General features: G+C 57.2%; 18 protein-coding genes. 8 read left to right on the top strand and 10 right to left on the bottom strand.

Annotated elements, in window-relative coordinates:
* Nucleotides 1-33 precede the first annotated feature (33 nt).
* The 7 genes from AB1287_RS01995 to AB1287_RS01965 all read left to right on the top strand — a co-directional run bounded on the left by AB1287_RS01995 (nt 34) and on the right by AB1287_RS01965 (nt 7,702).
* Nucleotides 34-903, top strand: a complete 870-nt coding sequence (locus AB1287_RS01995; RefSeq protein WP_435616792.1) for a pirin family protein — start codon at nt 34-36, stop codon at nt 901-903.
* Between the two features lie 55 nt (nt 904-958).
* Nucleotides 959-1,639 (top strand): isochorismatase family protein, encoded by a 681-nt coding sequence (locus AB1287_RS01990; RefSeq protein ID WP_435616875.1) that lies wholly within the window; start codon nt 959-961, stop codon nt 1,637-1,639.
* 104 nt (nt 1,640-1,743) lie between these two features.
* Nucleotides 1,744-2,349: a recombination mediator RecR gene (gene recR / locus AB1287_RS01985; protein WP_154160186.1), complete on the top strand. Its 606-nt coding sequence runs from the start codon at nt 1,744-1,746 to the stop codon at nt 2,347-2,349.
* A 111-nt stretch (nt 2,350-2,460) separates the two neighbouring features.
* Entirely contained in the window at nt 2,461-4,335 is a 1,875-nt protein-coding gene (gene htpG, locus AB1287_RS01980; protein ID WP_435616791.1) for a molecular chaperone HtpG, read from the top strand.
* A 188-nt stretch (nt 4,336-4,523) separates the two neighbouring features.
* Nucleotides 4,524-5,168 (top strand): adenylate kinase, encoded by a 645-nt coding sequence (gene adk / locus AB1287_RS01975; protein ID WP_312624691.1) that lies wholly within the window; start codon nt 4,524-4,526, stop codon nt 5,166-5,168.
* A gap of 191 nt (nt 5,169-5,359) precedes the next feature.
* A complete protein-coding gene (hemH, locus tag AB1287_RS01970; protein ID WP_312624690.1) occupies nt 5,360-6,322 on the top strand; it encodes a ferrochelatase in 963 nt (320 codons plus the stop codon).
* Nucleotides 6,323-6,397: 75 nt separating this feature from the next.
* Nucleotides 6,398-7,702 (top strand): inosine/guanosine kinase, encoded by a 1,305-nt coding sequence (locus tag AB1287_RS01965; RefSeq protein WP_312624688.1) that lies wholly within the window; start codon nt 6,398-6,400, stop codon nt 7,700-7,702.
* An 81-nt stretch (nt 7,703-7,783) separates the two neighbouring features.
* Here the strand turns inward: AB1287_RS01965 and ybaL are convergent, their stop codons facing one another.
* Together ybaL and AB1287_RS01955 are read right to left on the bottom strand one after the other, a co-directional pair.
* Nucleotides 7,784-9,460: a YbaL family putative K(+) efflux transporter gene (gene ybaL, locus AB1287_RS01960; protein ID WP_435616790.1), complete on the bottom strand. Its 1,677-nt coding sequence runs from the start codon at nt 9,458-9,460 to the stop codon at nt 7,784-7,786.
* Between the two features lie 233 nt (nt 9,461-9,693).
* Nucleotides 9,694-10,914 (bottom strand): MFS transporter, encoded by a 1,221-nt coding sequence (locus AB1287_RS01955; protein WP_435616789.1) that lies wholly within the window; start codon nt 10,912-10,914, stop codon nt 9,694-9,696.
* A 180-nt stretch (nt 10,915-11,094) separates the two neighbouring features.
* Between AB1287_RS01955 and ushA the strand changes: the two genes are divergently transcribed.
* Nucleotides 11,095-12,747, top strand: a complete 1,653-nt coding sequence (gene ushA / locus AB1287_RS01950; RefSeq protein WP_435616788.1) for a bifunctional UDP-sugar hydrolase/5'-nucleotidase UshA — start codon at nt 11,095-11,097, stop codon at nt 12,745-12,747.
* A gap of 157 nt (nt 12,748-12,904) precedes the next feature.
* On the opposite strand, the gene ybaK is transcribed toward ushA, so the two are convergent.
* The 8 genes from ybaK to hutW form a co-directional block, all read right to left on the bottom strand.
* Nucleotides 12,905-13,384: a Cys-tRNA(Pro)/Cys-tRNA(Cys) deacylase YbaK gene (ybaK, locus tag AB1287_RS01945; protein WP_312624683.1), complete on the bottom strand. Its 480-nt coding sequence runs from the start codon at nt 13,382-13,384 to the stop codon at nt 12,905-12,907.
* Nucleotides 13,385-13,593: 209 nt separating this feature from the next.
* A complete protein-coding gene (locus AB1287_RS01940; protein WP_435616787.1) occupies nt 13,594-14,388 on the bottom strand; it encodes a TraB/GumN family protein in 795 nt (264 codons plus the stop codon).
* A gap of 80 nt (nt 14,389-14,468) precedes the next feature.
* Nucleotides 14,469-16,970: a copper-exporting P-type ATPase CopA gene (gene copA / locus AB1287_RS01935; protein WP_435616786.1), complete on the bottom strand. Its 2,502-nt coding sequence runs from the start codon at nt 16,968-16,970 to the stop codon at nt 14,469-14,471.
* 92 nt (nt 16,971-17,062) lie between these two features.
* A complete protein-coding gene (locus AB1287_RS01930) occupies nt 17,063-17,833 on the bottom strand; it encodes a heme ABC transporter ATP-binding protein (protein WP_435616785.1) in 771 nt (256 codons plus the stop codon).
* Nucleotides 17,830-18,822 (bottom strand): FecCD family ABC transporter permease, encoded by a 993-nt coding sequence (locus AB1287_RS01925; protein WP_435616874.1) that lies wholly within the window; start codon nt 18,820-18,822, stop codon nt 17,830-17,832. Before AB1287_RS01925 ends, AB1287_RS01930 begins: the two co-directional genes overlap by 4 nt.
* Nucleotides 18,823-18,866: 44 nt before the next feature.
* Entirely contained in the window at nt 18,867-19,490 is a 624-nt protein-coding gene (locus AB1287_RS01920; protein ID WP_312624679.1) for an SDR family oxidoreductase, read from the bottom strand.
* Complete coding sequence (gene hutX / locus AB1287_RS01915; RefSeq protein WP_312624678.1) at nt 19,487-19,984, bottom strand: heme utilization cystosolic carrier protein HutX; 498 nt, start codon at nt 19,982-19,984, stop codon at nt 19,487-19,489. The genes AB1287_RS01920 and hutX overlap by 4 nt, the downstream gene beginning before the upstream one ends.
* Nucleotides 19,985-19,997: 13 nt before the next feature.
* Nucleotides 19,998-21,329 (bottom strand): heme anaerobic degradation radical SAM methyltransferase ChuW/HutW, encoded by a 1,332-nt coding sequence (gene hutW / locus AB1287_RS01910; protein ID WP_435616784.1) that lies wholly within the window; start codon nt 21,327-21,329, stop codon nt 19,998-20,000.
* Nucleotides 21,330-21,339 lie beyond the last annotated feature (10 nt).

The following is a 21,339-nucleotide window of genomic DNA, read 5'->3' as shown; positions in this document are numbered from 1 at the left end:
AACGCATCGAACAACTGTGTACCGGAGAGAAAAATGAAATCAATTCTTGGCGTTTACTCAGCACCGAAATCCCATTGGGTGGGTGACGGGTTCCCGGTTCGTTCCCTGTTTTCTTATGCAAAATTTGCCCAACAGCTCAGCCCTTTTTTGCTGCTGGACTATGCCGGGCCTGCGGAATTCAAAGCGAGCAATAAAGGCCAGCGCGGGGTAGACGTTCATCCACACCGTGGGTTTGAAACGGTGACGATCGTCTATAAAGGCGAAGTCGCGCATCGCGATTCCACCGGCAGCGGCGGCGTGATTGGCCCAGGCGACGTTCAGTGGATGACCGCCGGGAGCGGAATTTTGCATGAAGAGTTTCACTCTCCGGCCTTCAGTGAAAAAGGCGGAACGCTGGAAATGGTACAGCTTTGGGTGAACCTGCTGGCGAAGAACAAATCCACCCCAGCGGCGTACCAATCGATAACCGACGGCGATATTCCGCAGGTGGCATTGCCGGATAACGCCGGTCTGGCGCGAGTGATTGTCGGTGAGCTGGACGGTCATAAAGGCCCGGCGAAAACCTTCTCGCCGATGCGCATTCTTGATTTGCGCCTTAACCCCGACAGCACAACCACTCTGTCTCTGCCGGATGGCTGGAACACTGCGCTGGTGGTGCTGAAAGGCACGGTGCAGGTGAATGGTCAGGAAATTGCGCGGGAAGCGCAGCTGGTCGTACTGGATGCGAAAGGCGAAAGCGTAACGCTTGAATCCAACAACGACGCCACCGTGCTGGTGCTCAGTGGCGAACCGCTGAATGAGCCAGTGGTTGGCTATGGCCCGTTTGTGATGAACACCCGTGAGGAAATCAACCAGGCCATCGACGATTTCAATCAGGGACGATTCGGCCAGCAGGCCGGGTAAGCGATAACGGCTACCGACCCGGTAGCCGTTCAATTTTAATCAGTCGGAGAACACAATCATGACCCCTGCAAATTTTAATGGCCAAAAGCCAATGATCGACCCGAACGATGCGGTGCTGTTGCTTATCGATCACCAGAGCGGTTTGTTCCAGCTTGTCCACGATATGCCAATGACCACGCTGCGTACTCACGCCACGGTGCTCGCCAAAATGGCGACTCTGGCCAATATCCCGGTTATTACCACCGCCTCTGTACCCCAGGGGCCGAACGGGCCGCTGATCCCAGAGATCCACAAATATGCGCCGCATGCGCAGTACGTGCCGCGCAAAGGTGAGATAAACGCCTGGGATAACCCTGAATTCGTCGCTGCGGTGAAAGCCACCGGACGTAAGACGCTCATTATTGCCGGTACCGTCACCAGTGTTTGTATGGCGTTCCCGGCCATCAGCGCGGTGGCTGACGGCTTTAAAGTTTTCGCGGTGATTGATGCGTCCGGGACGTATTCCAAAATGGCCGAGGAAATCAGCCTGGCGCGCGTGGTGCAGGCGGGGGTTGTGCCGCTGGATATGGCTGCCGTCGTGGCGGAAATTCAGCACACCTGGAACCGTGATGATGCGATGGAATGGGCAAACCTGTGGTCAGGCGTATTCACCGAATATCCGCTGTTGATGGAAAGCTATCAGAAGGCGCAAGAGGTGGTGACGAATCAGGAAACACTGGATTCGCAGCGTACCTGAGTCATCTTCTCTGCGCGAGCGACGGCGCAGAGGAATCTTTTCCTATGCCCGTCGCGGGGGCTAGTGTTAGGCTATGCCCCATTCTTTTTCCAGAAGTCTGAGTGATGCAAACCAGTCCTTTACTTACCACCCTTATGGAAGCGCTGCGCTGTCTGCCGGGCGTTGGCCCGAAGTCGGCGCAGCGTATGGCGTTCACCCTGCTGCAGCGCGATCGCAGCGGCGGGATGCGCCTGGCGCAGGCGTTGACCCGGGCGATGTCTGAAATCGGCCACTGTGCCGATTGCCGGACGTTCACCGAGCAGGACGTGTGCAACATCTGTTCGAACCCGCGTCGTCAGGAAAACGGCCAGATTTGCGTGGTGGAGAGCCCGGCGGACATCTACGCCATTGAACAGACCGGGCAGTTCTCCGGCCGCTACTTCGTGCTGATGGGACATCTGTCGCCGCTCGACGGCATCGGGCCGGATGATATCGGCCTCGACCGCCTTGAGCAGCGCTTAAGCAGCGAGCAGATGAAGGAAGTGATCCTCGCCACCAACCCGACGGTGGAAGGAGAAGCGACCGCCAACTACATCGCTGAGCTCTGCGGACAATATGGCGTTGAAGCCAGCCGTATCGCCCACGGCGTGCCGGTCGGCGGCGAGCTGGAAATGGTTGATGGCACCACGCTGTCGCACTCTCTTGCCGGGCGTCACAAAATTCGTTTTTAACAGGCGCGAGGAGATTTATCTCCCCGTGCTTGAAAATGTCCCCACCCAACCCCATCTCCCCCTCAACGCTTTTTTACTCTATTGTTTAATTTGGCATTGAGGAATTTTCCGATGAAAGGACAAGAAACCCGCGGTTTCCAGTCAGAAGTGAAGCAGCTGCTGCACCTGATGATCCATTCTCTCTATTCAAATAAAGAAATTTTCCTGCGCGAGCTGATTTCCAACGCCTCCGATGCGGCGGACAAGCTGCGCTTCCGTGCGCTGTCTGACGCCTCCCTGTACGAAGGTGACGGCGACCTGCGCGTGCGCGTGTCGTTTGATAAAGAAAAACGCACCCTGACCATCGCCGACAACGGTATCGGCATGAACCGTGACGAGGCGGTCGATCACTTGGGGACCATTGCTAAATCCGGCACCAAAGCCTTCCTGCAATCCATGGGCTCCGACCAGGCGAAAGACAGTCAGCTGATTGGTCAGTTCGGCGTCGGCTTCTATTCCGCGTTCATCGTGGCGGACAAAGTCACCGTTCGCACCCGCGCGGCGGGCGACAGCACTGAAAACGGCGTGTTCTGGGAATCCGAAGGCGAAGGTGAATACACCGTAGCCGATATCACCAAAGCCGATCGCGGCACCGAGATCACTCTGCATCTGCGCGAAGGCGAAGACGATTTCCTGAATGACTGGCGCGTGCGCTCGATCATCAGCAAATATTCCGATCATATCGCGCTGCCGGTTGAAATTGAGAAAACCGAAGAAGTTGACGGCGAAACCGTTGTCTCCTGGGAGAAAATTAACAAGGCCCAGGCGCTTTGGACCCGCAGCAAGTCTGAAATCAAAGACGAAGAGTACAACGAATTCTATAAGCACATTGCCCACGACTTTACCGACCCGCTGGCCTGGAGCCACAACCGCGTCGAAGGTAAACAGGAGTATACCAGCCTGCTGTATATCCCGGCGCAGGCACCGTGGGACATGTGGAACCGCGATCACAAGCATGGCCTGAAGCTGTACGTGCAGCGCGTATTCATCATGGATGAAGCGGAGCAGTTCATGCCGAACTACCTGCGCTTTGTGCGTGGCCTCGTGGATTCCAACGATCTGCCGCTGAACGTTTCACGCGAAATCCTTCAGGACAGCAGCGTGACCCGCAATCTGCGCAATGCGCTCAGCAAACGTGCGCTGCAGATGCTGGAAAAACTGGCAAAAGACGATGCGGAAAAATACCAGACCTTCTGGAAACAGTTCGGCCTCGTGCTGAAAGAGGGCCCGGCGGAAGACAGCGCTAACCAGCAGACCATCGCTAAGCTGCTGCGCTTTGCTTCCACACATAACGATTCTTCCGAACAGACCGTATCGCTGGAAGAGTACGTGGCGCGCATGAAGGAAGGGCAGGAGAAGATCTACTACATCACCGCGGACAGCTACGCGGCGGCGAAGAGCAGCCCGCATCTGGAGCTGCTGCGTAAGAAAGGCATCGAAGTGCTGCTGCTTTCCGACCGCATCGACGAGTGGATGATGAGTTATCTCACCGAGTTCGACGGCAAACCGTTCCAGTCCGTCGCGAAAACCGACGAGTCGCTGGATAAGCTCGCCGATGAAGTGGATGAATCCACCAAAGAAGCGGAAAAAGCGCTGACGCCGTTTATCGAGCGTGTGAAAACCCTGCTGGGTGAGCGCGTGAAAGAGGTTCGTCTGACGCATCGCCTGACCGACACGCCGGCCATCGTCACCACCGAAGCGGACGAAATGAGCACTCAGATGGCGAAGCTGTTTGCCGCCGCGGGCCAGAGCGTTCCGGAAGTGAAGTACATCTTCGAGTTGAACCCGGATCATACGCTGGTAAAACGCGCGGCCGATACCCAGGACGATGCACAGTTTGGCGAATGGGTTGAGCTGCTGCTGGACCAGGCGCTGTTCGCCGAGCGCGGCACGCTGGAAGATCCTAACCTGTTTATCAAACGCATGAACCAGCTGCTGGTTTCCTGATAGTCCTGTGATTATGCCGGATGCGGCTTACGCCGCATCCGGCATTTTCTTTGCCAAATCACCGGCGCTGTAGTATTTCCCTCTCGTTAACCGTTTCAGCCGTCCCGCCTTCCTTGAGCGAGCCGCCGTCTGGTGGTATCGTTTAGCGCTTTTGAAAAATTGAACCAACATTTGAGGGGATTTTCGCAATGCGTATTATTCTGCTTGGCGCTCCGGGCGCGGGTAAAGGAACTCAGGCGCAGTTCATCATGGAGAAGTACGGTATTCCGCAAATCTCCACCGGCGATATGCTGCGTGCCGCAGTGAAATCAGGCTCCGAGCTGGGCAAACAGGCAAAAGACATCATGGACGCTGGTAAGCTGGTGACCGATGAGCTGGTGATTGCCCTGGTGAAAGAACGCATTGCGCAGGAAGACTGCCGCAACGGTTTCCTGCTCGACGGCTTCCCGCGTACTATTCCGCAGGCAGACGCGATGAAAGAAGCGGGCATCAACGTGGACTACGTTCTGGAGTTCGACGTTCCTGATGAACTGATCGTTGACCGTATCATTGGTCGTCGCGTACACGCTGCCTCCGGCCGCGTTTACCACATCAAATTCAACCCGCCTAAGGTTGAAGGCAAAGACGACGTGACCGGCGAAGAGCTGACCACCCGTAAAGACGATCAGGAAGAAACTGTGCGTAAACGCCTGGTGGAATACCATCAGATGACCGCGCCGCTGATCGGCTACTACTCCAAAGAAGCGCAGGCGGGTAACACCAAATACGTCAAAGTGGACGGCACCAAAGCCGTGGCTGATGTTCGCGCTGAACTGGCTAAAATCCTCGGCTGATACCGCGGTCATTGCCGGGTGGCGCAAGCTTACCCGGTCTGCGATGCATTTGTAGGCCAGGTAAGGCATTAGCCGCCACCTGGCAATCAGCGCCATCAGGCAACCTTCACTGGCACCTCTCACAGCAATTAGTTCTTCTTTCTCCCTTTTCCGTTACAATTATCAGCCATTTACCCAGTTAAGAGGCGGTAATGCGTCAGACGAAAACCGGTATTCTGTTAGCGAACCTCGGCACGCCCGATGCGCCCACCCCCGAAGCGGTCAAACGCTATCTGCGTCAGTTCCTGAGCGATTCCCGCGTTGTGGATACGCCGCGTGCGCTGTGGTGGCCGCTGCTGCGTGGCGTTATTCTGCCTCTGCGCTCCCCGCGAGTGGCAAAACTCTATCAGTCCGTGTGGATGGAAGAGGGCTCGCCGCTGATGGTCTACAGCCGTCGTCAGCAGGCCGCGCTGGCGAAGCGCCTGCCGGAAGTACCCGTGGCGCTGGGTATGAGCTATGGTTCGCCATCGCTGGAAAGCGCTGTGGAAGAGCTGCTGGCACAGGATGTGGACCATATCGTCGTGCTGCCGCTCTATCCGCAGTACTCCTGCTCAACGGTTGCTGCGGTGTGGGATGAACTGGCGCGTATCCTCGCGACCCGTCGCCGCATTCCGGGTGTCTCCTTTATCCGCGATTATGCCGACGACAGCGACTATATTCAGGCGCTGGTCAGCAGCGTGAGAGCTTCGTTTGCCGAACATGGCGAGCCGGACGTGCTGCTGCTCTCTTATCATGGTATACCGCAGCGCTACGCGGACGAGGGCGATGACTATCCGCAGCGCTGCCGTGACACGACTCGCGAGCTGGTGTCGGCGCTTGGCATTTCCCACGACAAAGTGATGATGACGTTCCAGTCGCGCTTTGGCCGTGAGCCATGGCTCACGCCGTACACCGATGAAACCCTGAAGATGCTTGGCGAAAAAGGGGTGAAGCACGTGCAGGTGATGTGCCCGGGCTTTTCGGCGGACTGCCTGGAAACGCTGGAAGAGATTGCCGTACAGAATAAAGAGTTCTTCCTCGAAGCGGGCGGCAAAAAGTATGAATACATTCCAGCGCTCAATGCGAATGCTGAACATATCGAGATGATGGTGAACCTCACAGCGCCGTATCGCTAAGCGCGTGGGAAGCAGCGAATAAGCGGGGAATATGCTACTATTCTTCGCTTATTCTCAGCCATTCGATCGCAGCCCATGAAATTTCCCGGTAAACGCAAATCCAAACACTATTTCCCCGTTAACGCCCGCGACCCGCTGTTACAGCAAATTCAGCCCGAAGCCGAAACCGGCACCTCCTGGGTGGTGGGTATCGATCAGACGCTGGTGGATATTGAAGCCAGGGTAGACGATGCCTTTGTCGCCCGCTACGGCCTGAGCAGCGGCCATTCTCTGGTGATCGAGGACGATGTGGCGGAAGCGCTTTATCAGGAGCTGGTGCGCGAGAATCTGATCACCCATCAGTTTGCCGGCGGTACCATCGGTAACACCATGCACAACTACTCCGTTTTGGCAGATGACCGCTCGGTGCTGCTAGGTGTAATGTGCAGCAACATCGAAATCGGCGGCTATGCCTACCGCTACCTCTGCAATACCTCCAGCCGTACCGACCTGAACTATCTGCAGGGCGTAAACGGCCCGATTGGCCGCTGCTTCACCCTTATCAGCGACAGCGGCGAGCGCACCTTTGCCATCAGCCCTGGCCACATGAACCGGCTGCGTGCCGACAGCATTCCGGAAGAGGTCATTGCCGGGGCTTCTGCGCTGGTGCTCACATCCTACCTCGTGCGCTGTAAGCCGGGTGAACCGATGCCGGAAGCAACCATGAAGGCCATCGAATACGCCAAAAAGCATGACGTGCCGGTGGTGCTGACGCTCGGGACGAAATTTGTCATCGCCGATAATCCTGAGTGGTGGCAGGCCTTTCTGAAAGAGCACGTGTCGATTCTGGCGATGAACGAAGAAGAGGCCGAGGCGCTTACCGGCATTGCCGACCCGCTACTGGCCTCCGATAAGGCGCTGGACTGGGTTGACCTGGTTTTATGTACCGCAGGACCGGTTGGCCTGTATATGGCAGGCTTTACGGAAGAAGAGAAGAAGCGCCTGACGCAGCATCCGCTGCTGCCGGGGGCGATTGCCGAATTTAACCAGTACGAATTCAGCCGCGCGATGCGCTACAAAGACTGCCAGAATCCGCTGCGTATTTACTCGCACATTGCGCCGTACATGGGCGGCCCTGAGAAAATCATGAACACCAACGGCGCAGGCGACGGTGCGCTGGCGGCGCTCCTGCACGATATTACGGCAAATAATTATCACCGTAACAACGTGCCGAATTCCAGCAAGCACGCGTTTACCTGGCTGACCTATTCATCGCTGGCGCAGGTGTGTAAGTATGCCAACCGCGTGAGCTATCAGGTGCTGAACCAGCATTCACCGCGCCTGACGCGTGGCCTGCCGGAGCGGGAAGACAGCCTGGAAGAAGCTTACTGGGATCGATAAGATTTCCCCGGCGGCGCTCTGCTGGCCGGGGCTACGGTTTTTCGTAGGCCTGCTAAGCGGAGCGCCAGCAGGCAATGTGAATTATCCCGTCACCGCTTCGTCCACCGGCGGGCTTTCCAGCAGCGTCAGCATCGTATTGGCAATCTCACGTTCGCCCATTACCACCTTATTCGCGCCGCGTTCGGTGATGTACTCCACCTCATCGTCGTAATGCGCACGGGCGATAATCTCGATATTTGGGCATTTCTCGCGAGCGGAGGCGACAATTTCCCCGGCTTCGTAGCCGTTCGGGATGGTCAGCAGCAGCCAGCGGGCGCAGTCGAGGTGCGCCAGGTTCATGATCTCTTCGCTTGCCGCGTTCCCCAGCACCGCACGGATGCCGCGCTCTCGCAGCTCGTCCACGCGCGTACGTGAGGTTTCAATGACCACCAGCGGGATACCCTGCGCCATCAGCTTCTCACCAAGCAGGCTGCCGACGCGGCCATAACCGACCAGCAGCGCGTGATTGCAGATATCCACCGGAATTTGCTTCTCATCTTCCAGCGCTTCTTCCAGCGTTTGTTCCTCAAGGGTTTCGGTTTTATCGAGGTATTTTTCCAGCACCGCAAACAGTATCGGGTTGAGCATAATTGACAGGATCGCACCCGCCAGCACCAGATTCTGTCCGGCCTGCGGCAGCAGATCCAGCGCGATGCCAAGCCCGGCCAGGATAAAGGCAAACTCACCAATCTGCGCAAGGCTTGCGGCAATGGTCAGCGCGGTACGTTGGGAGTGGCCGAACAGGCGCACCAGAATAAAGGCGGCAAGAGATTTACCGAAGATGATGATTGCCAGCGTGCCGAGTACCGCCATCGGCTGGTTAACCAGCACCATCGGATCGAACAGCATGCCGACTGAAACAAAGAACAGTACCGCGAAGGCATCGCGCAGCGGCAGCGTGTCGTGGGCGGCACGGTGGCTCAGTTCGGATTCATTCAGCACCATTCCGGCGAAGAATGCGCCGAGCGCGAAGGAAACGTCAAACAGTTCGACAGCACCGAAAGCGATGCCCAGCGCCAGCGCCAGCACGGAAAGGGTGAACAGCTCGCGGGAGCCGGTAGCAGCGCTCCGCGCCATGATCCACGGCACCAGGCGGCGACCCACCAGTAGCATTACGGCGATAAACGCGATGACTTTACCGATTGTCAGGCCTAAATCGAGGGCGAGCGTGGCAAAGCCCACGTCGCCCTGTTCCATCATGCTGGCGATGGCCGGCAGCATGACCAGCGTCAGCACCATCACCAGATCTTCCACGATCAGCCAGCCGATAGCGATTTGCCCTCGCTGACTGTCTATCAGCTGCCTCTCCTCAAGCGCACGCAGCAGCACCACGGTACTGGCGGTTGAGAGACACAGTCCAAAGACGATGCCGGTCATCAGCGACCAGCCTAATCCCGCTGCAAGCGCCATACCCAGCAACGTTGCCACCGCAATCTGGGCAATTGCGCCGGGAATGGCGATGGCCTTTACCGCCATCAAATCTTTCAGAGAGAAGTGCAGGCCGACGCCGAACATCAGCAGGATGACGCCGAGCTCCGCCAGCTCCGGCGCCAGTTTGGTATCGGCTACAAAGCCTGGAGTAAACGGCCCTGACAGCACACCGGCTAACAAATAACCCACCAGAGGTGAAATGCGCAGTTTGTTGGCAATCATGCCGAAGATAAAGGCGAGGACAAGCCCCCCTACAATGGTGGTGATTAGCGGTGTGGCGTGGTGCATTCCGTCTCCTTTCGTGGCTGGTAGATCCATTTCTGGCGAAAACGCCAAAAAACCAGGTAATAGTTTATGACAATTCTCAGCAATCTGTTTATGAATAATTGTTGAATTTTGAAGAAAAACAGAATTAAAGAGGGAAAACGCACAGATGGGAAAAAGAGAGGCTATTAATGGTCGGGAATGCTGATAAAACGTAGGTAAATAGCCGTCAGAATTTCACTCTGACGGCAAGTTATTCAGGCTTTATGACGATTGTCAGGCAGGAATATGGTCAACATCCCCAGTAATGGCAGGAAAGCGCAGATTTTGTAGACTTCTTCGATGCTGGTATGGTCAGCAACCACGCCGAGAACCGCAGCCCCCAAGCCACCCATGCCGAAAGCAAAACCAAAGAACAGACCTGAAACCATGCCAATTCGGCCCGGTAAAAGCTCCTGAGCGTACACCAGGATGGCGGAAAACGCCGACGCGAGGATAAAACCAATGATCACCGTCAGAATACCGGTCCATTCGAGTGATGCATAAGGTAAAACAAGCGTGAATGGTGCAACGCCCAGGATAGAGCCCCAAATCACATATTTACGCCCAATCTTATCGCCAACGGGCCCGCCAATGACGGTTCCTGCAGCAACGGCAAACAGGAATGCAAACAAATGAAACTGGGCATTTTGTACCGATAATCCAAACTTATGCATCAGATAAAAGGTGTAATAGCTGCTGATGCTCGCCATATAGAAGTATTTTGAGAAAATCAGCAGAAGCAGCACGCAAACGGCCAGAATCACTTTGTTCCGCGGCAGCGGGTTAACAATGGCCGCTTTGGGTTTGCCTTTGTTCATACGGTGCTGTGCGGCGTACCAGCGGCTGATTTGCGCCAGCACGACAATGGCCAGCAGCGCGGCGAGCACGAACCAGCCTACGTTACCTTTCCCGTAAGGCGCGATGATCAGCGCCGCCAGCAGAGGGCCCAACGAGCTACCGAAGTTGCCGCCAACCTGGAACAGCGACTGCGCCAGGCCATGGCGTCCGCCAGAAGCCATACGCGCCACGCGCGACGATTCCGGATGGAATACAGAAGAACCGGTGCCCACCAGCGCGGCGGCCAGCACCACGGCCTCAAAGCTGCCCGCCATGGCCAGCAGCACCAGGCCGCTCAGGGTAAAGCACATACCAATCGGCAGCGACCACGGCATCGGATATTTGTCGGTCCAGTAGCCCACTACCGGCTGTAGCAGAGAAGAGGTCAGTTGGAAGGTGAGCGTAATCATCCCGATCTGCACAAAGGTGAGCGAAAACTCAGACTGCAATAGCGGATAAATCGCCAGAATCAGCGACTGGATCATATCGTTGAGCAGGTGAGAAAGACTGATTGCCCCGAGGATGCCAAAGGAGGTTTTTGATTTTGGCTTCGGCGCAGCGCTGCCGGGCAGCGTCGGACTGGTTTCACTGATTGCCATAGAAGTTCACTTAAGTTAATGGAGCGATAGCGACGTTGGGTAAAATCTTATCTGTAATAATTATCAGACTAAGATAACGGTCTCCGCCGTTTGAAGAAAGTCTCAATTCTGAAAACATATTTGTCTATGCTTGTTACTCATTGTAATTTCGGCAGTTGAAATTTATTCAGGGAGAGAGTCATGACATTGTTGAAACGCGGCGTGGTGCTGGCGATGCTGGCGGCGGGTCTGCTGGGTAGCCTGCAGGCCAGCGCTTATGAGCAGGATAAAACCTATAAAATAACCATCCTGCACACCAACGATCACCACGGGCATTTCTGGCGCAGCGAGTACGGTGAATACGGCCTGGCCGCGCAAAAGACGCTGGTGGACGGGATCCGTAAAGAGGTTGCAGCAGAAGGCGGCAGCGTGCTGCTGCTGTCCGGCGGTGATATCAACACCGGCGTGCCGGAGTCGGACCTGCAGGATGCCGAGCCCGATTTTCGCGGCATGAACCTGATTGGCTATGATGCGATGGCCGTCGGCAACCACGAATTCGATCATCCGCTGAGCGTGATTCGCCAGCAGGAAAAGTGGGTCAAATTCCCGTTCCTCTCCGCCAATATTTACCAGAAAAGTACCGGCGAGCGCCTGTTTAAACCCTGGGCGCTGTTCAACCGCCAGGGGCTGAAAATTGCCGTGATTGGCTTAACCACCGACGATACCGCAAAAATCGGTAATCCGGAAAACTTCACCGATATCGAATTCCGCAACCCGGCGGAAGAAGCGAAGCTGGTTATCCAGGAGCTGCAGCAGACGCAGAAACCTGACGTGATCCTCGCCGCCACCCACATGGGGCATTACGACAACGGTAACCACGGCTCGAACGCGCCGGGCGACGTCGAAATGGCGCGCAGCCTGCCTGCCGGTTCGCTGGCGATGATTGTGGGTGGTCACTCACAGGATCCGGTTTGCATGGCCTCCGAAAACAAAAAGCAGGTTGATTACGTGCCGGGCACGCCTTGTGCGCCGGATAAGCAAAACGGTATCTGGATTGTGCAGGCTCACGAATGGGGGAAATACGTGGGCCGCGCAGACTTCGAGTTCCGCAACGGTGAGATGAAGCTGGTGCACTATCAGCTGATTCCGGTCAATCTGAAGAAGAAGATCACCTATGACAACGGGCAAAGTGAGCGCGTACTTTACACGCCGCAAATCCCGGAGAACCCACAGATGCTGTCGCTGCTGACGCCGTTCCAGAACAAAGGTAAAGCACAGCTGTCCGTGAAAGTGGGTGACGTAAATGGCCATCTTGAAGGCGATCGCAGCAAGGTGCGCTTCGTCCAGACGAACATGGGCCATCTGATCCTCGCGGCGCAAATGGCGCGCACTAACGCAGACTTCGCGGTCATGAGCGGCGGCGGGATCCGCGACTCCATCGAGGCGGGAAAAATCACCTACAAAGACGTCCTGAAGGTTCAGCCGTTCGGCAATATTGTGGTGTATGTCGATATGACGGGCAAAGAGGTGACAGAATACCTGACTGCCGTTGCGCAAATGAAGCCGGACTCCGGCGCGTATCCGCAGTTTGCCAACGTCAGCTTTGTGGCGAAAGGCGGCCAGCTGAATGACCTGAAAATCAAAGGCGAGCCGGTCGACCCGAACAAAAAATACCGTATGGCAACGCTCAGCTTTAACGCCACGGGCGGCGATGGCTATCCGCATATCGACACCAAACCGGGCTATGTAAATACCGGGTTTATCGATGCCGAAGTGCTGAAGCAATATATCGAACAGAATTCACCGCTGGATGTGAATGCTTACGAACCGAAAGGGGAAGTGAGCTGGCAGTAGCCTGAAAAATGCCGGATGCGGCTTCGCCTTATCCGGCCTACGAAAAACGTCTGGTGCATACCCGTCAGTTTTGTAGGCCTGATAAGCGTAGCGCATCAGGCAAAACGGAAAACACCGGTGCCGGATGCGGCTTACAGAACTAATCCTGGCACGGTGTTTAATCCCGTCGCGCAATATCGGCAAACTTCGCGTCCAGTATCTTCGCCAGATCGTCTGCCGCCAGTTCGATATCCAGCCCTCGTTTGCCGCCAGAAACATAGATCGTCGGGAAGCTCTGTGCCGGGGCATCGATCAGCGTCGGCAGGCGTTTTTTCTGACCGAGCGGGCTGATGCCGCCTACCAGGTAGCCGGTGGTGCGCTGAGCAACCATCGGATCGGCCATATCCACTTTCTTTGCCCCTAAAGCTTTAGCGACTTTTTTCAGATCGAGCTGCGTGGCAACCGGCGTGACGGCAACGGCGAGATGCTTCATGTCCCCGTTTACGGCCACCAGCAGGGTTTTGTAAACCTGGTCGGCGTTCAGGCCGAGTTTGCGCACCACTTCATCGCCAAAGTTGGTTTCGTTGGGATCGTGATCGTAACTGTGAACCTGAAAAGCAATCTTGTTTTTTTCGAGTAACTTAACGGCGGGCGTCATAACAATCCTTCTTACAGCCGGAGTAAACGGGAAACAGCATACGCCTGAAGATTGCTGAAAAAATAGTACTATCTTGCGCAATTGTGTTGGCAGTGATGGACACTTTGAGCGACAATCGAAAGATCCGGAGTGCTAACTTCGGGATAATAATAATGATGAAATTCCTCTTTGACGGGCCAATAGAAATATTGGCCGCTTTTTTATCCCGGCTATGTTTTCAGCATCGACGGCAGATTCCCTTCCCCATATAAATGCAGCGCGCCCACGGCCACGACGTAGCGTCCGGGCGGCAGAGCATGCAGTTTGTCGCACCAGGCCAGATTGCGCTGATGCATCAGCACGTCGTACAGCGAATGGCTGAACGTGTTGGGAAGCGACGGCGGCTCAATGGGCGGTTGCTCCATCCACCAGCCGATCATCACCTGCAGCAACCGGGCATTGGTGTGCCAGTGGATCAGCGTATCGTCGAGTAAAGAGAGTCCACCGTCCGGCAGTTCGCGCAGTAGCGCAATCTGACTCTCCGATCCTTCCAGTTCGATCACCGGGCGCTGAGTTTCGCGTGCGCAGTTCAGCAGCTGATAATCAATACCGTAATCGGGGCGCAAACCAAGTTTTTGTGCCTGAGTCGCCTGCAGCACCATGGCGATTTGCCACAGTGGCTGTGTATCAAACAGGGCAAGTGACAGGCCGAGTTCGTCGCTCAACGTTTCCAGATGTTGATATTGGGATTTGCTTAAACGCTCGCGAAGCGGCGGGCAGGGCGGAAGATCGCGAAAAGGGGTTTCGTTACCTGAGATATCCGCTTCTACGATCAGCGCATCGGCCTGATGAATCAGTTTGATCAGCCGCGGCGGCAGCGGCGCCATATCGCGCGTGCCCATATGAATGCTGCCGACCAGATGCAGGCGCTGCCCACCAGGCAGCGATATGTCGAGCCCGGGCCACGCGTAGCGCCCACTAACCAGAGCGCACAGCGAAGTTTTTATCCGGTGAAACAGTCCCATACGCGCTCCCTGAAGAAAAGATCATGCTAGCGCGTTGCCTGCACAGGTGCAAACGCCAGCCTTTTGGGCTGGCGTTTGCGTTACGCTTTTGGCTTAAAGCGCAGCAGGCGGTTGGCGTTGCTGACCACGGTGATGGACGACAGCGCCATCGCCGCCCCGGCAACCACGGGGTTCAGCAACGTGCCGGTCAGCGGCCAGAGGATCCCGGCGGCAATGGGGATACCGAGCGAGTTATAGATAAACGCCCCCAGCAGGTTCTGCTTCATGTTGCGCAGCGTGGCGCGTGAAATCGCCAGTGCGTCGGCCACGCCCGTCAGGCTGTGGCGCATCAGGGTGATAGCTGCGGTTTCGATGGCGACGTCGCTGCCACCGCCCATCGCAATGCCCACTTCCGCCTGCGCCAGCGCCGGGGCATCGTTGATGCCGTCGCCGACCATCGCCACTTTGCGGCCTTCTGCCTGAAGCGTTTTAATGGCTTCGGCTTTGCCGTCCGGCAGCACGCCGGCAATCACTTCATCAATACCGGCTTCTTTTGCAATCGCGTTGGCGGTCGTCGGGTTATCCCCGGTCAGCATTACCAGGCGATAGCCTTCGCGATGCAGACGAGTGAGTGCCGTAACGCTGTCTTTACGCAGCGGATCGCGAATGGCAAACAGCGCGGCGATTTTGCCATCAACCGCCAGCAGCACCGGCGTGGCACCTTTCGCTGCCTGCGCCTGAACCTCAGCGTCAGCCTCGGCGTTCGCCACCTGCTGCTCACTCAGCAGCGCCTGGTTTCCTAATAAGAGTGCATGACCGTCCGCTTCACCGCTCACGCCAAGACCTCGCAGCGTACGGAATGCATTGACCTTTGGCAGCGACTCAGCGGCTGCTTTTTCGATGATGGCATGGGCCAGCGGGTGGCTTGAACCCTGCTCCAGCGCGGCGGCGAGTCGCAACGCCTCGCTCTGCGTAATATCACCCCAGGTTTTTACCGCCACGACCTGAGGTTTCCCTTCGGTCAGCGTGCCTGTTTTGTCGAACACCAGCGTATCGAGTTCGCTTGCGCGCTGTAGCGCATCGGCATCGCGGACCAGCACGCCGTATTCCGCAGCGCGCCCGACCCCGGCGATAATCGACATCGGCGTTGCCAGACCCAGCGCACAAGGGCAGGCGATGATCAGCACCGTGGTGGCAATCACCAGGGTGTAGACAATCTGCGGCGCCGGGCCGAAGAAGTACCAGATAGCGGCGCTGAACAGCGCAATTGCCACCACCGTGGGCACAAACACGGCGGAAATTCTGTCTGCCAGCTGGCCGATTTCCGGCTTACTGCTTTGCGCCTGGCGCACCATGCGGATAATGCGCGACAGCGTGGTGTGGCTACCGACGGCGCTTGCGCGGAACAGTACGCTACCGTCCTGCACCACCGTCCCGGCATGAATGCTTTCACCGCTGCTTTTTTGCTGCGGTACGGGCTCGCCGGTTAGCATCGCTTCGTCAAACCAGGCTTCGCCCTCGGTGATTTCCCCGTCGACAGGCACGCGATCGCCGGTCGTGAGGCGCAGCGTCATGCCCGGCTGAACGTCTGCCAGCGGCACGGAGTTTTCACCTTCCTCCGTCACCACGCGTGCGGTTGGCGGGGTGAGGTCGAGCAATTTTTCCAGCGCTTTGGAGGAGCGCTGGCGGGCGCGGGCTTCCAGCATATGGCCGAGATTAATCAGACCGATGATCATTGCACTGGCTTCATAGTAGAGATGCCGTGCCTCCATCGGGAACCACTGCGGCCACAGGTTGACGCTCATCGAATAGAGCCACGCCACACCGGTGCCGAGTGCTACAAGGGTATCCATAGTCGCGGTGCGATTTTTCAGGCTTTTCCACGCGCTGGAATAAAAGTGGCCGCCCGCGAAGACCATCACGCCGAGCGTAATCAGGCCGATGATCAGCCACAGCGTACGGTTGGCGTCGGTGACCATCATGTTGTCGCCGAGCATGCCCCAGACCATCACCGGAATACCGACCAGCAGGGCGACAATGGCCTGCCAGCGGAACCGTTTCATGGTGGCGATCGCGGTTTCCTGCTGGCGTTCACGGCGCTTCAGATCATCTTCGATGGCCTCGGCGCCGTAGCCCGCTTTTTCCACCGCCTGGACTAAATCAGAGGCGGACGCACTGCCCATAACCAGCGCCGTGCGTTCCGCCAGATTGACCCGTGCCTGGGTGACGCCCGGTACTGCGGCAAGCGCATTTTGTACCCGGGAGACACAGCTGGCGCAGCTCATGCCGTTGATCAACAGCTGCAGGCTGTCGTCGAGGTCATCGGCTGCCGGAAGCTCGGTTGGGGCCGCTGTCAGTGCTTCCGACGGGAGTGATGACTCTGCCAGCGGGTTAGCCTTTGGGTGGCTGAGCTCCGCCCCGTATCCGGCCTGTTTAACGGTTTCGATCAGCTGCCCGGCGCTGGCACTGCCGGTGACGGCGGCATGGTCGATGGTCACTTCAGCGCTTTCGACATCAGGACGCTGCTCCAGACTTTCTTTCACGCGTTTGACGCAGTGGCCACAGGAGAGGCCATCCAGCGTCAGATTGATAGTTTGAGACATACTCAGGCTCCTTTTACCTCAGTGAATTTACCAACTGTGATAAAGGTTAAACCTTCCAGCAACTGGAAGGTCAAGGGGTTTTGTCAAAGGGATTAACGTTCGAGCACAATCAGCGGTGCAGGATCGTCTGGCGAGGTCTGGACAGACAAATCCGCGCGATACAGCCGTGTTAACTGGCTCTGGGTGAGAACCGCCTGCGGCGTACCGTTGGTCACGACTTTTCCTTCTTCCAGCAGGAGGAGCCTGTCCGCATAACGGGAAGCCAGGTTGAGATCGTGCAGCACGCAGCAGACGTTAAACTGCCGCTCATTCACCAGCGTTCGCAGTAAGCGAAACAGTTGCTGCTGGTGATGAATATCGAGCGCTGAGGTGGGCTCGTCGAGAAACAGCCATTTTGGCGACGGCACGGGCTCCCAGAGCTGGACCAGCAAACGCGCGAGCTGAACGCGCTGCTGCTCTCCGCCTGACAGATGACGATAATCACGCGAGAGCAGCGTTTCGCAGCCGCACAGGGCTATGATGTGTCCGGTCTCATCACGTCCATTGCGGGAACGGTGCGGGTGTCGCCCCATGCGAATCACTTCCAGTACGCTAAACGGGAAAGCCATGTGGCTGTTTTGCCGCATCACGGCCCGCGTTTTTGCCAGCTCGGCGGTCTGCCATGCTGCGATCGGTTTGCCAAACAGCCGGCATTCGCCGGTATCAGGTTTCAGGTAGCCGGTCAGCTGGCGCAGCAGGGTTGATTTTCCTGCACCGTTAGGGCCAAGGATGGCCACGATTTCGCCACCGAGCAGGGTGAAAGAGACGTTATCGGTCAGCTTGCGTCCCTGAATGCTGTAGCTAAGCTTATGCGCTTCAATCACATCCCCCTCCTTGTCCGCAAAATCAGCCACAGAAACCAGGGCCCGCCAAGCAGGCTGGTGAGTAAGCCCACCGGCATCTCTGCTGGCTGTACCAGCGTGCGTGCCAGCGTGTCTGCCACCAGGAGCAGGCAGGCGCCCGCAAGGGTTGAGCAGGGCAGCAGCCAGCGGTGATCGGCACCGAGGAGCATGCGCACAAGATGAGGCACGACCAGCCCAATAAATCCGATGACGCCGCTGACGGAGACCGCCGTGCCGACCAGCACTGAGCTGAGCAGCAACAGCTGCTGCCTTTTGCGACTGACGTTAACGCCAAGATAGTGGGCTTCTTCATCACCCAACTGAAGGAGATTCAGGGCGTTAGCCAGCCACAGCGTCCCAATAAGCGCTGGCAGAATCACGCTTGCCGCTACTGCCAGCGTCGGCCATTGTGCCTGACCGAGGCTGCCCATCATCCACAGGGTGAGCTGGCGCAGCTGCTGTTCGTCGCCGACGTAGCTCAGTACGCCAATGGCTGCACCACACACGGCATTAATGGCAATGCCCGCCAGTAAAAGCTGCATCATTCCGCCGTGGGAATGACGCATGCTGATTAAAAAAATGACCGCGCAGACGATGAGGCTGCCGCCAATGGCGAACATCATCTGCTCATAGAGCATAAATACGGCGGGCAGCGCGACGGGGAAGACAATCGCTACACCAACCATCAGCGCGGAACCGCTGCTTACCCCCAGCAGACCGGGGTCCGCCATGGGGTTACGAAACAGCCCCTGCATCAACACGCCGGACGCCGCCAGCGCACCGCCAACCAGAACGGCCAGCAGTACGCGCGGCAAACGGATGTTGAGCCAGATATCGCGACGGGTCTCGTCCATCAGGGACAGTAAACCAATCTTCATCGCCCCCTGGCTGGCTGCCACCAGCGTCAGCGCGAAGAGGATGAAGGCCAGCCCAATACAGACGCTCAGCGATGAAAGTGAATCCTTCAACAGGCAAATCTCCCTCCGGGACGGCAGCTTTCACTGCCGCCAGGACATCAGGCGGGTTTCAGCCCCGGCTCAGTCAGGCTATAAATCTGGTTGTTCAACAACGGCTGCCCAGCCAGCTCAGCAACGTGTGCGGCAACGTCGGCACGCATCACCAGACCATGAGCCTCTTTTCTCTGCGAGCGTTCAGCTTTACCCGTTGGCGCGCCGTTAAGCAGACCGCCCGGGCGCACAATGGCAAAATCGAGCGGGCTGGTTTGCAGCCAGCTTTCGGCCAGTGACTTTTCACGAACCGCCTGACCAAAGGCCGCCTTGGCGCGATCGGATAGCCAGGACCAGCTGTCGCCGCAGCCCAGTGAGGTCACCAGAATCATCTGGTTGAGACCGGCGCGTTCAGCTGTATCAATGATGGTGCGGTTCGCCAGATATTCAGCCTCGCCACCCAGGGTTGAGATAACCAGAGCGCGGTTTCCCGCCCGCGCGCAAATTTCCGCCACTCGTTCACCGTCGCAGGCATCTCCTACAACAACCTGAACGCCTTTTGCCCGCAGGCGCTCTGCTGCTTGTGGATTGCGTACCAGCGCGTAAACCGGGCGTTGCTGCTGAAGCGCGATGTCAGCCGTCAGCGCACCGACGCCCGTGCCACCAGCCCCAAAAATTAACCATGGTTTCATACCGTTGCCTCTTTGAGCGTCTGCCCCAGCGCGCGGAAAGCCTCAACCTGTGCGGCCAGCAACTGACGGTGGTCGTCGCGTCCGAGGAAAATTTTAAACATCGCACTGCCTGCGGCGTTGAAGAACAGAATCGAGGCGGTATCCATTGCCATAAATTTACGTTCGACCAGCGCGATATGGGTGCAGTTCTCTGCTTTGATATGGCCCGTCATCCCCTTTTTACCCCGCAGGTTGAAGTAACCGTGGCGATGAAAACCGGAGGGCAATTCACCCGTGAATTCCAGAATCACGTCAGCGGTGTGCACCAGCGTGGTCACGTTACCCCATTCGGCGATGCTGTCCCATACGGCATCGAATCGATCGCCGTTGAGCAGCGTATGCGACGGCAGGTTTTTCACCACCTCCAGCAGCGTCACGCCATACTGTGCAGCAATCGCTTCCAGGGTGCCGTCAGGCTCGGTTTTCATGAAATCGTGTAAAGAGACATGGCTCATGGGTTACTCCTTTTTATGATTGTCTGACCACAATGCGTGGCGTATTAAGTTGCTGAATCAGTTCCTGAAGCGACTGCAAAATATTGCTGGCCCAGAAGCGGCCTTCGCGCGTTAAGCGGATGCAATCGGAGGCATCTTTGGTCAGGCCTGCTTTATGCCACTGCGCCAGCAGCGGGGCGAGTTCCGCTGCGTGAGGGGTGAGTTCAGCCAGCGGGATACGAGCGGTTTCGACGCCAGCCTGCAGCGCGTGCCGCCACTGAAAGCCTTGCTCCGAAGTACGCATCATCATCATGAGCGGTTTTTTTCCGGCGGCGATAGCGTCATGCCAGGCGTTAAGGTTGCGCTCGACCATCCACGACCAGCCGTTGACCGATCCGCCAGCCCCTGATCCCAGCGCCAGGCAGTCTGCACCTTGTTTTATCAGCAGGTTGTACAGGTTGCGCTCACGGGTGGTACGCGCCCAGTGGCTGTTGCTGATGCAGCGCCATCCAGCCTGCTCCATAAATTCATAGCCCTGAAGATAGAGATCGCGACGCCCGGCGGGGGAGGGAAGGGTGACGCGTCCGGCGGCCACAGCTTTACCCAGCGGGGTTTGTGGCAGCAGGTTTAGCGCGTACAGATCGACACCGTCCAGGCCGATATCCCGGGCAATGGCTAAATCTTCCGCCCACAATTCTGCACTCTGCCCCGGCAGACCAAACAGCAGGTCGCACACTACCGCTGCGCGATCGCGCTTCACCAGCCCTTCCATAAAGGCGCGTGCCGTCGGGCCATCGGAGGTCCGGGCCATTTTTTTACGGATTTTGCTGTTGAAAGACTGAATACCAATGGAGAACCGATTGGCGCCCGCATCCAGGCAGGCATCAATGCGATTATCATCAAAATTCAGTACCCGGCCTTCAATCGTGATTTCGCAATCGGGCGCCAGCGGCAGCTGTTCACGCAAGGCGGTGATAATACGGCCAAGATCGCGCGCAGAGAGGGCGGAAGGAGTCCCGCCGCCGAAATAGACAGCATGAATGGGGGCCGACTGATGAAGAGGACTGTCGGCTTCCATCGCGATTTCACGCAGCAGGGCATCGGTGTAAAGGGCACAATGATCTTCTTCAAAGCGATTCTGGTAGAAGCCACAAAAGGTGCAGTGCGTGGCGCAAAAGGGAATATGCAAATAAAGAAGTCGTTTGCGGGCAGGCGTTGCCTGGTTCAGCAGCCCCTGCCAGCTGGACTGAAGGGCTTCTTTGGCGACAGGCATCGCGCCGCGCCACGGCATGGTGGCATGACGATCTTTAAATGGCTGCCCGCCTTCCTGCGCAAAGTGCGGGGTGAGATCGAGGGGAGTAATCATTACTGCGTTA

The organism is Scandinavium sp. UTDF21-P1B (assembly GCF_040750395.1).
GTDB lineage: Bacteria > Pseudomonadota > Gammaproteobacteria > Enterobacterales > Enterobacteriaceae > Scandinavium.
The sequence above is the reverse complement of the archived record's forward strand: the minus strand, read 5'-3'. Positions and strand labels throughout refer to the sequence as shown.

Bases quoted from the DNA above. Each gene is read 5' to 3' on its own strand.
- AB1287_RS01965 (WP_312624688.1), top strand. From the start codon at position 6,398: ATGAAATTTCCCGGTAAACGCAAATCCAAACACTATTTCCCCGTTAAC.
- adk (WP_312624691.1), top strand. From the start codon at position 4,524: ATGCGTATTATTCTGCTTGGCGCTCCGGGCGCGGGTAAAGGAACTCAG.
- AB1287_RS01955 (WP_435616789.1), bottom strand. From the start codon at position 10,914: ATGGCAATCAGTGAAACCAGTCCGACGCTGCCCGGCAGCGCTGCGCCG.
- ybaL (WP_435616790.1), bottom strand. From the start codon at position 9,460: ATGCACCACGCCACACCGCTAATCACCACCATTGTAGGGGGGCTTGTC.
- AB1287_RS01940 (WP_435616787.1), bottom strand. From the start codon at position 14,388: ATGGGACTGTTTCACCGGATAAAAACTTCGCTGTGCGCTCTGGTTAGT.
- hutX (WP_312624678.1), bottom strand. From the start codon at position 19,984: ATGAGCCATGTCTCTTTACACGATTTCATGAAAACCGAGCCTGACGGC.
- AB1287_RS01920 (WP_312624679.1), bottom strand. From the start codon at position 19,490: ATGAAACCATGGTTAATTTTTGGGGCTGGTGGCACGGGCGTCGGTGCG.
- copA (WP_435616786.1), bottom strand. From the start codon at position 16,970: ATGTCTCAAACTATCAATCTGACGCTGGATGGCCTCTCCTGTGGCCAC.
- recR (WP_154160186.1), top strand. From the start codon at position 1,744: ATGCAAACCAGTCCTTTACTTACCACCCTTATGGAAGCGCTGCGCTGT.
- hutW (WP_435616784.1), bottom strand. From the start codon at position 21,329: ATGATTACTCCCCTCGATCTCACCCCGCACTTTGCGCAGGAAGGCGGG.
- hemH (WP_312624690.1), top strand. From the start codon at position 5,360: ATGCGTCAGACGAAAACCGGTATTCTGTTAGCGAACCTCGGCACGCCC.
- ushA (WP_435616788.1), top strand. From the start codon at position 11,095: ATGACATTGTTGAAACGCGGCGTGGTGCTGGCGATGCTGGCGGCGGGT.
- ybaK (WP_312624683.1), bottom strand. From the start codon at position 13,384: ATGACGCCCGCCGTTAAGTTACTCGAAAAAAACAAGATTGCTTTTCAG.
- AB1287_RS01995 (WP_435616792.1), top strand. From the start codon at position 34: ATGAAATCAATTCTTGGCGTTTACTCAGCACCGAAATCCCATTGGGTG.
- htpG (WP_435616791.1), top strand. From the start codon at position 2,461: ATGAAAGGACAAGAAACCCGCGGTTTCCAGTCAGAAGTGAAGCAGCTG.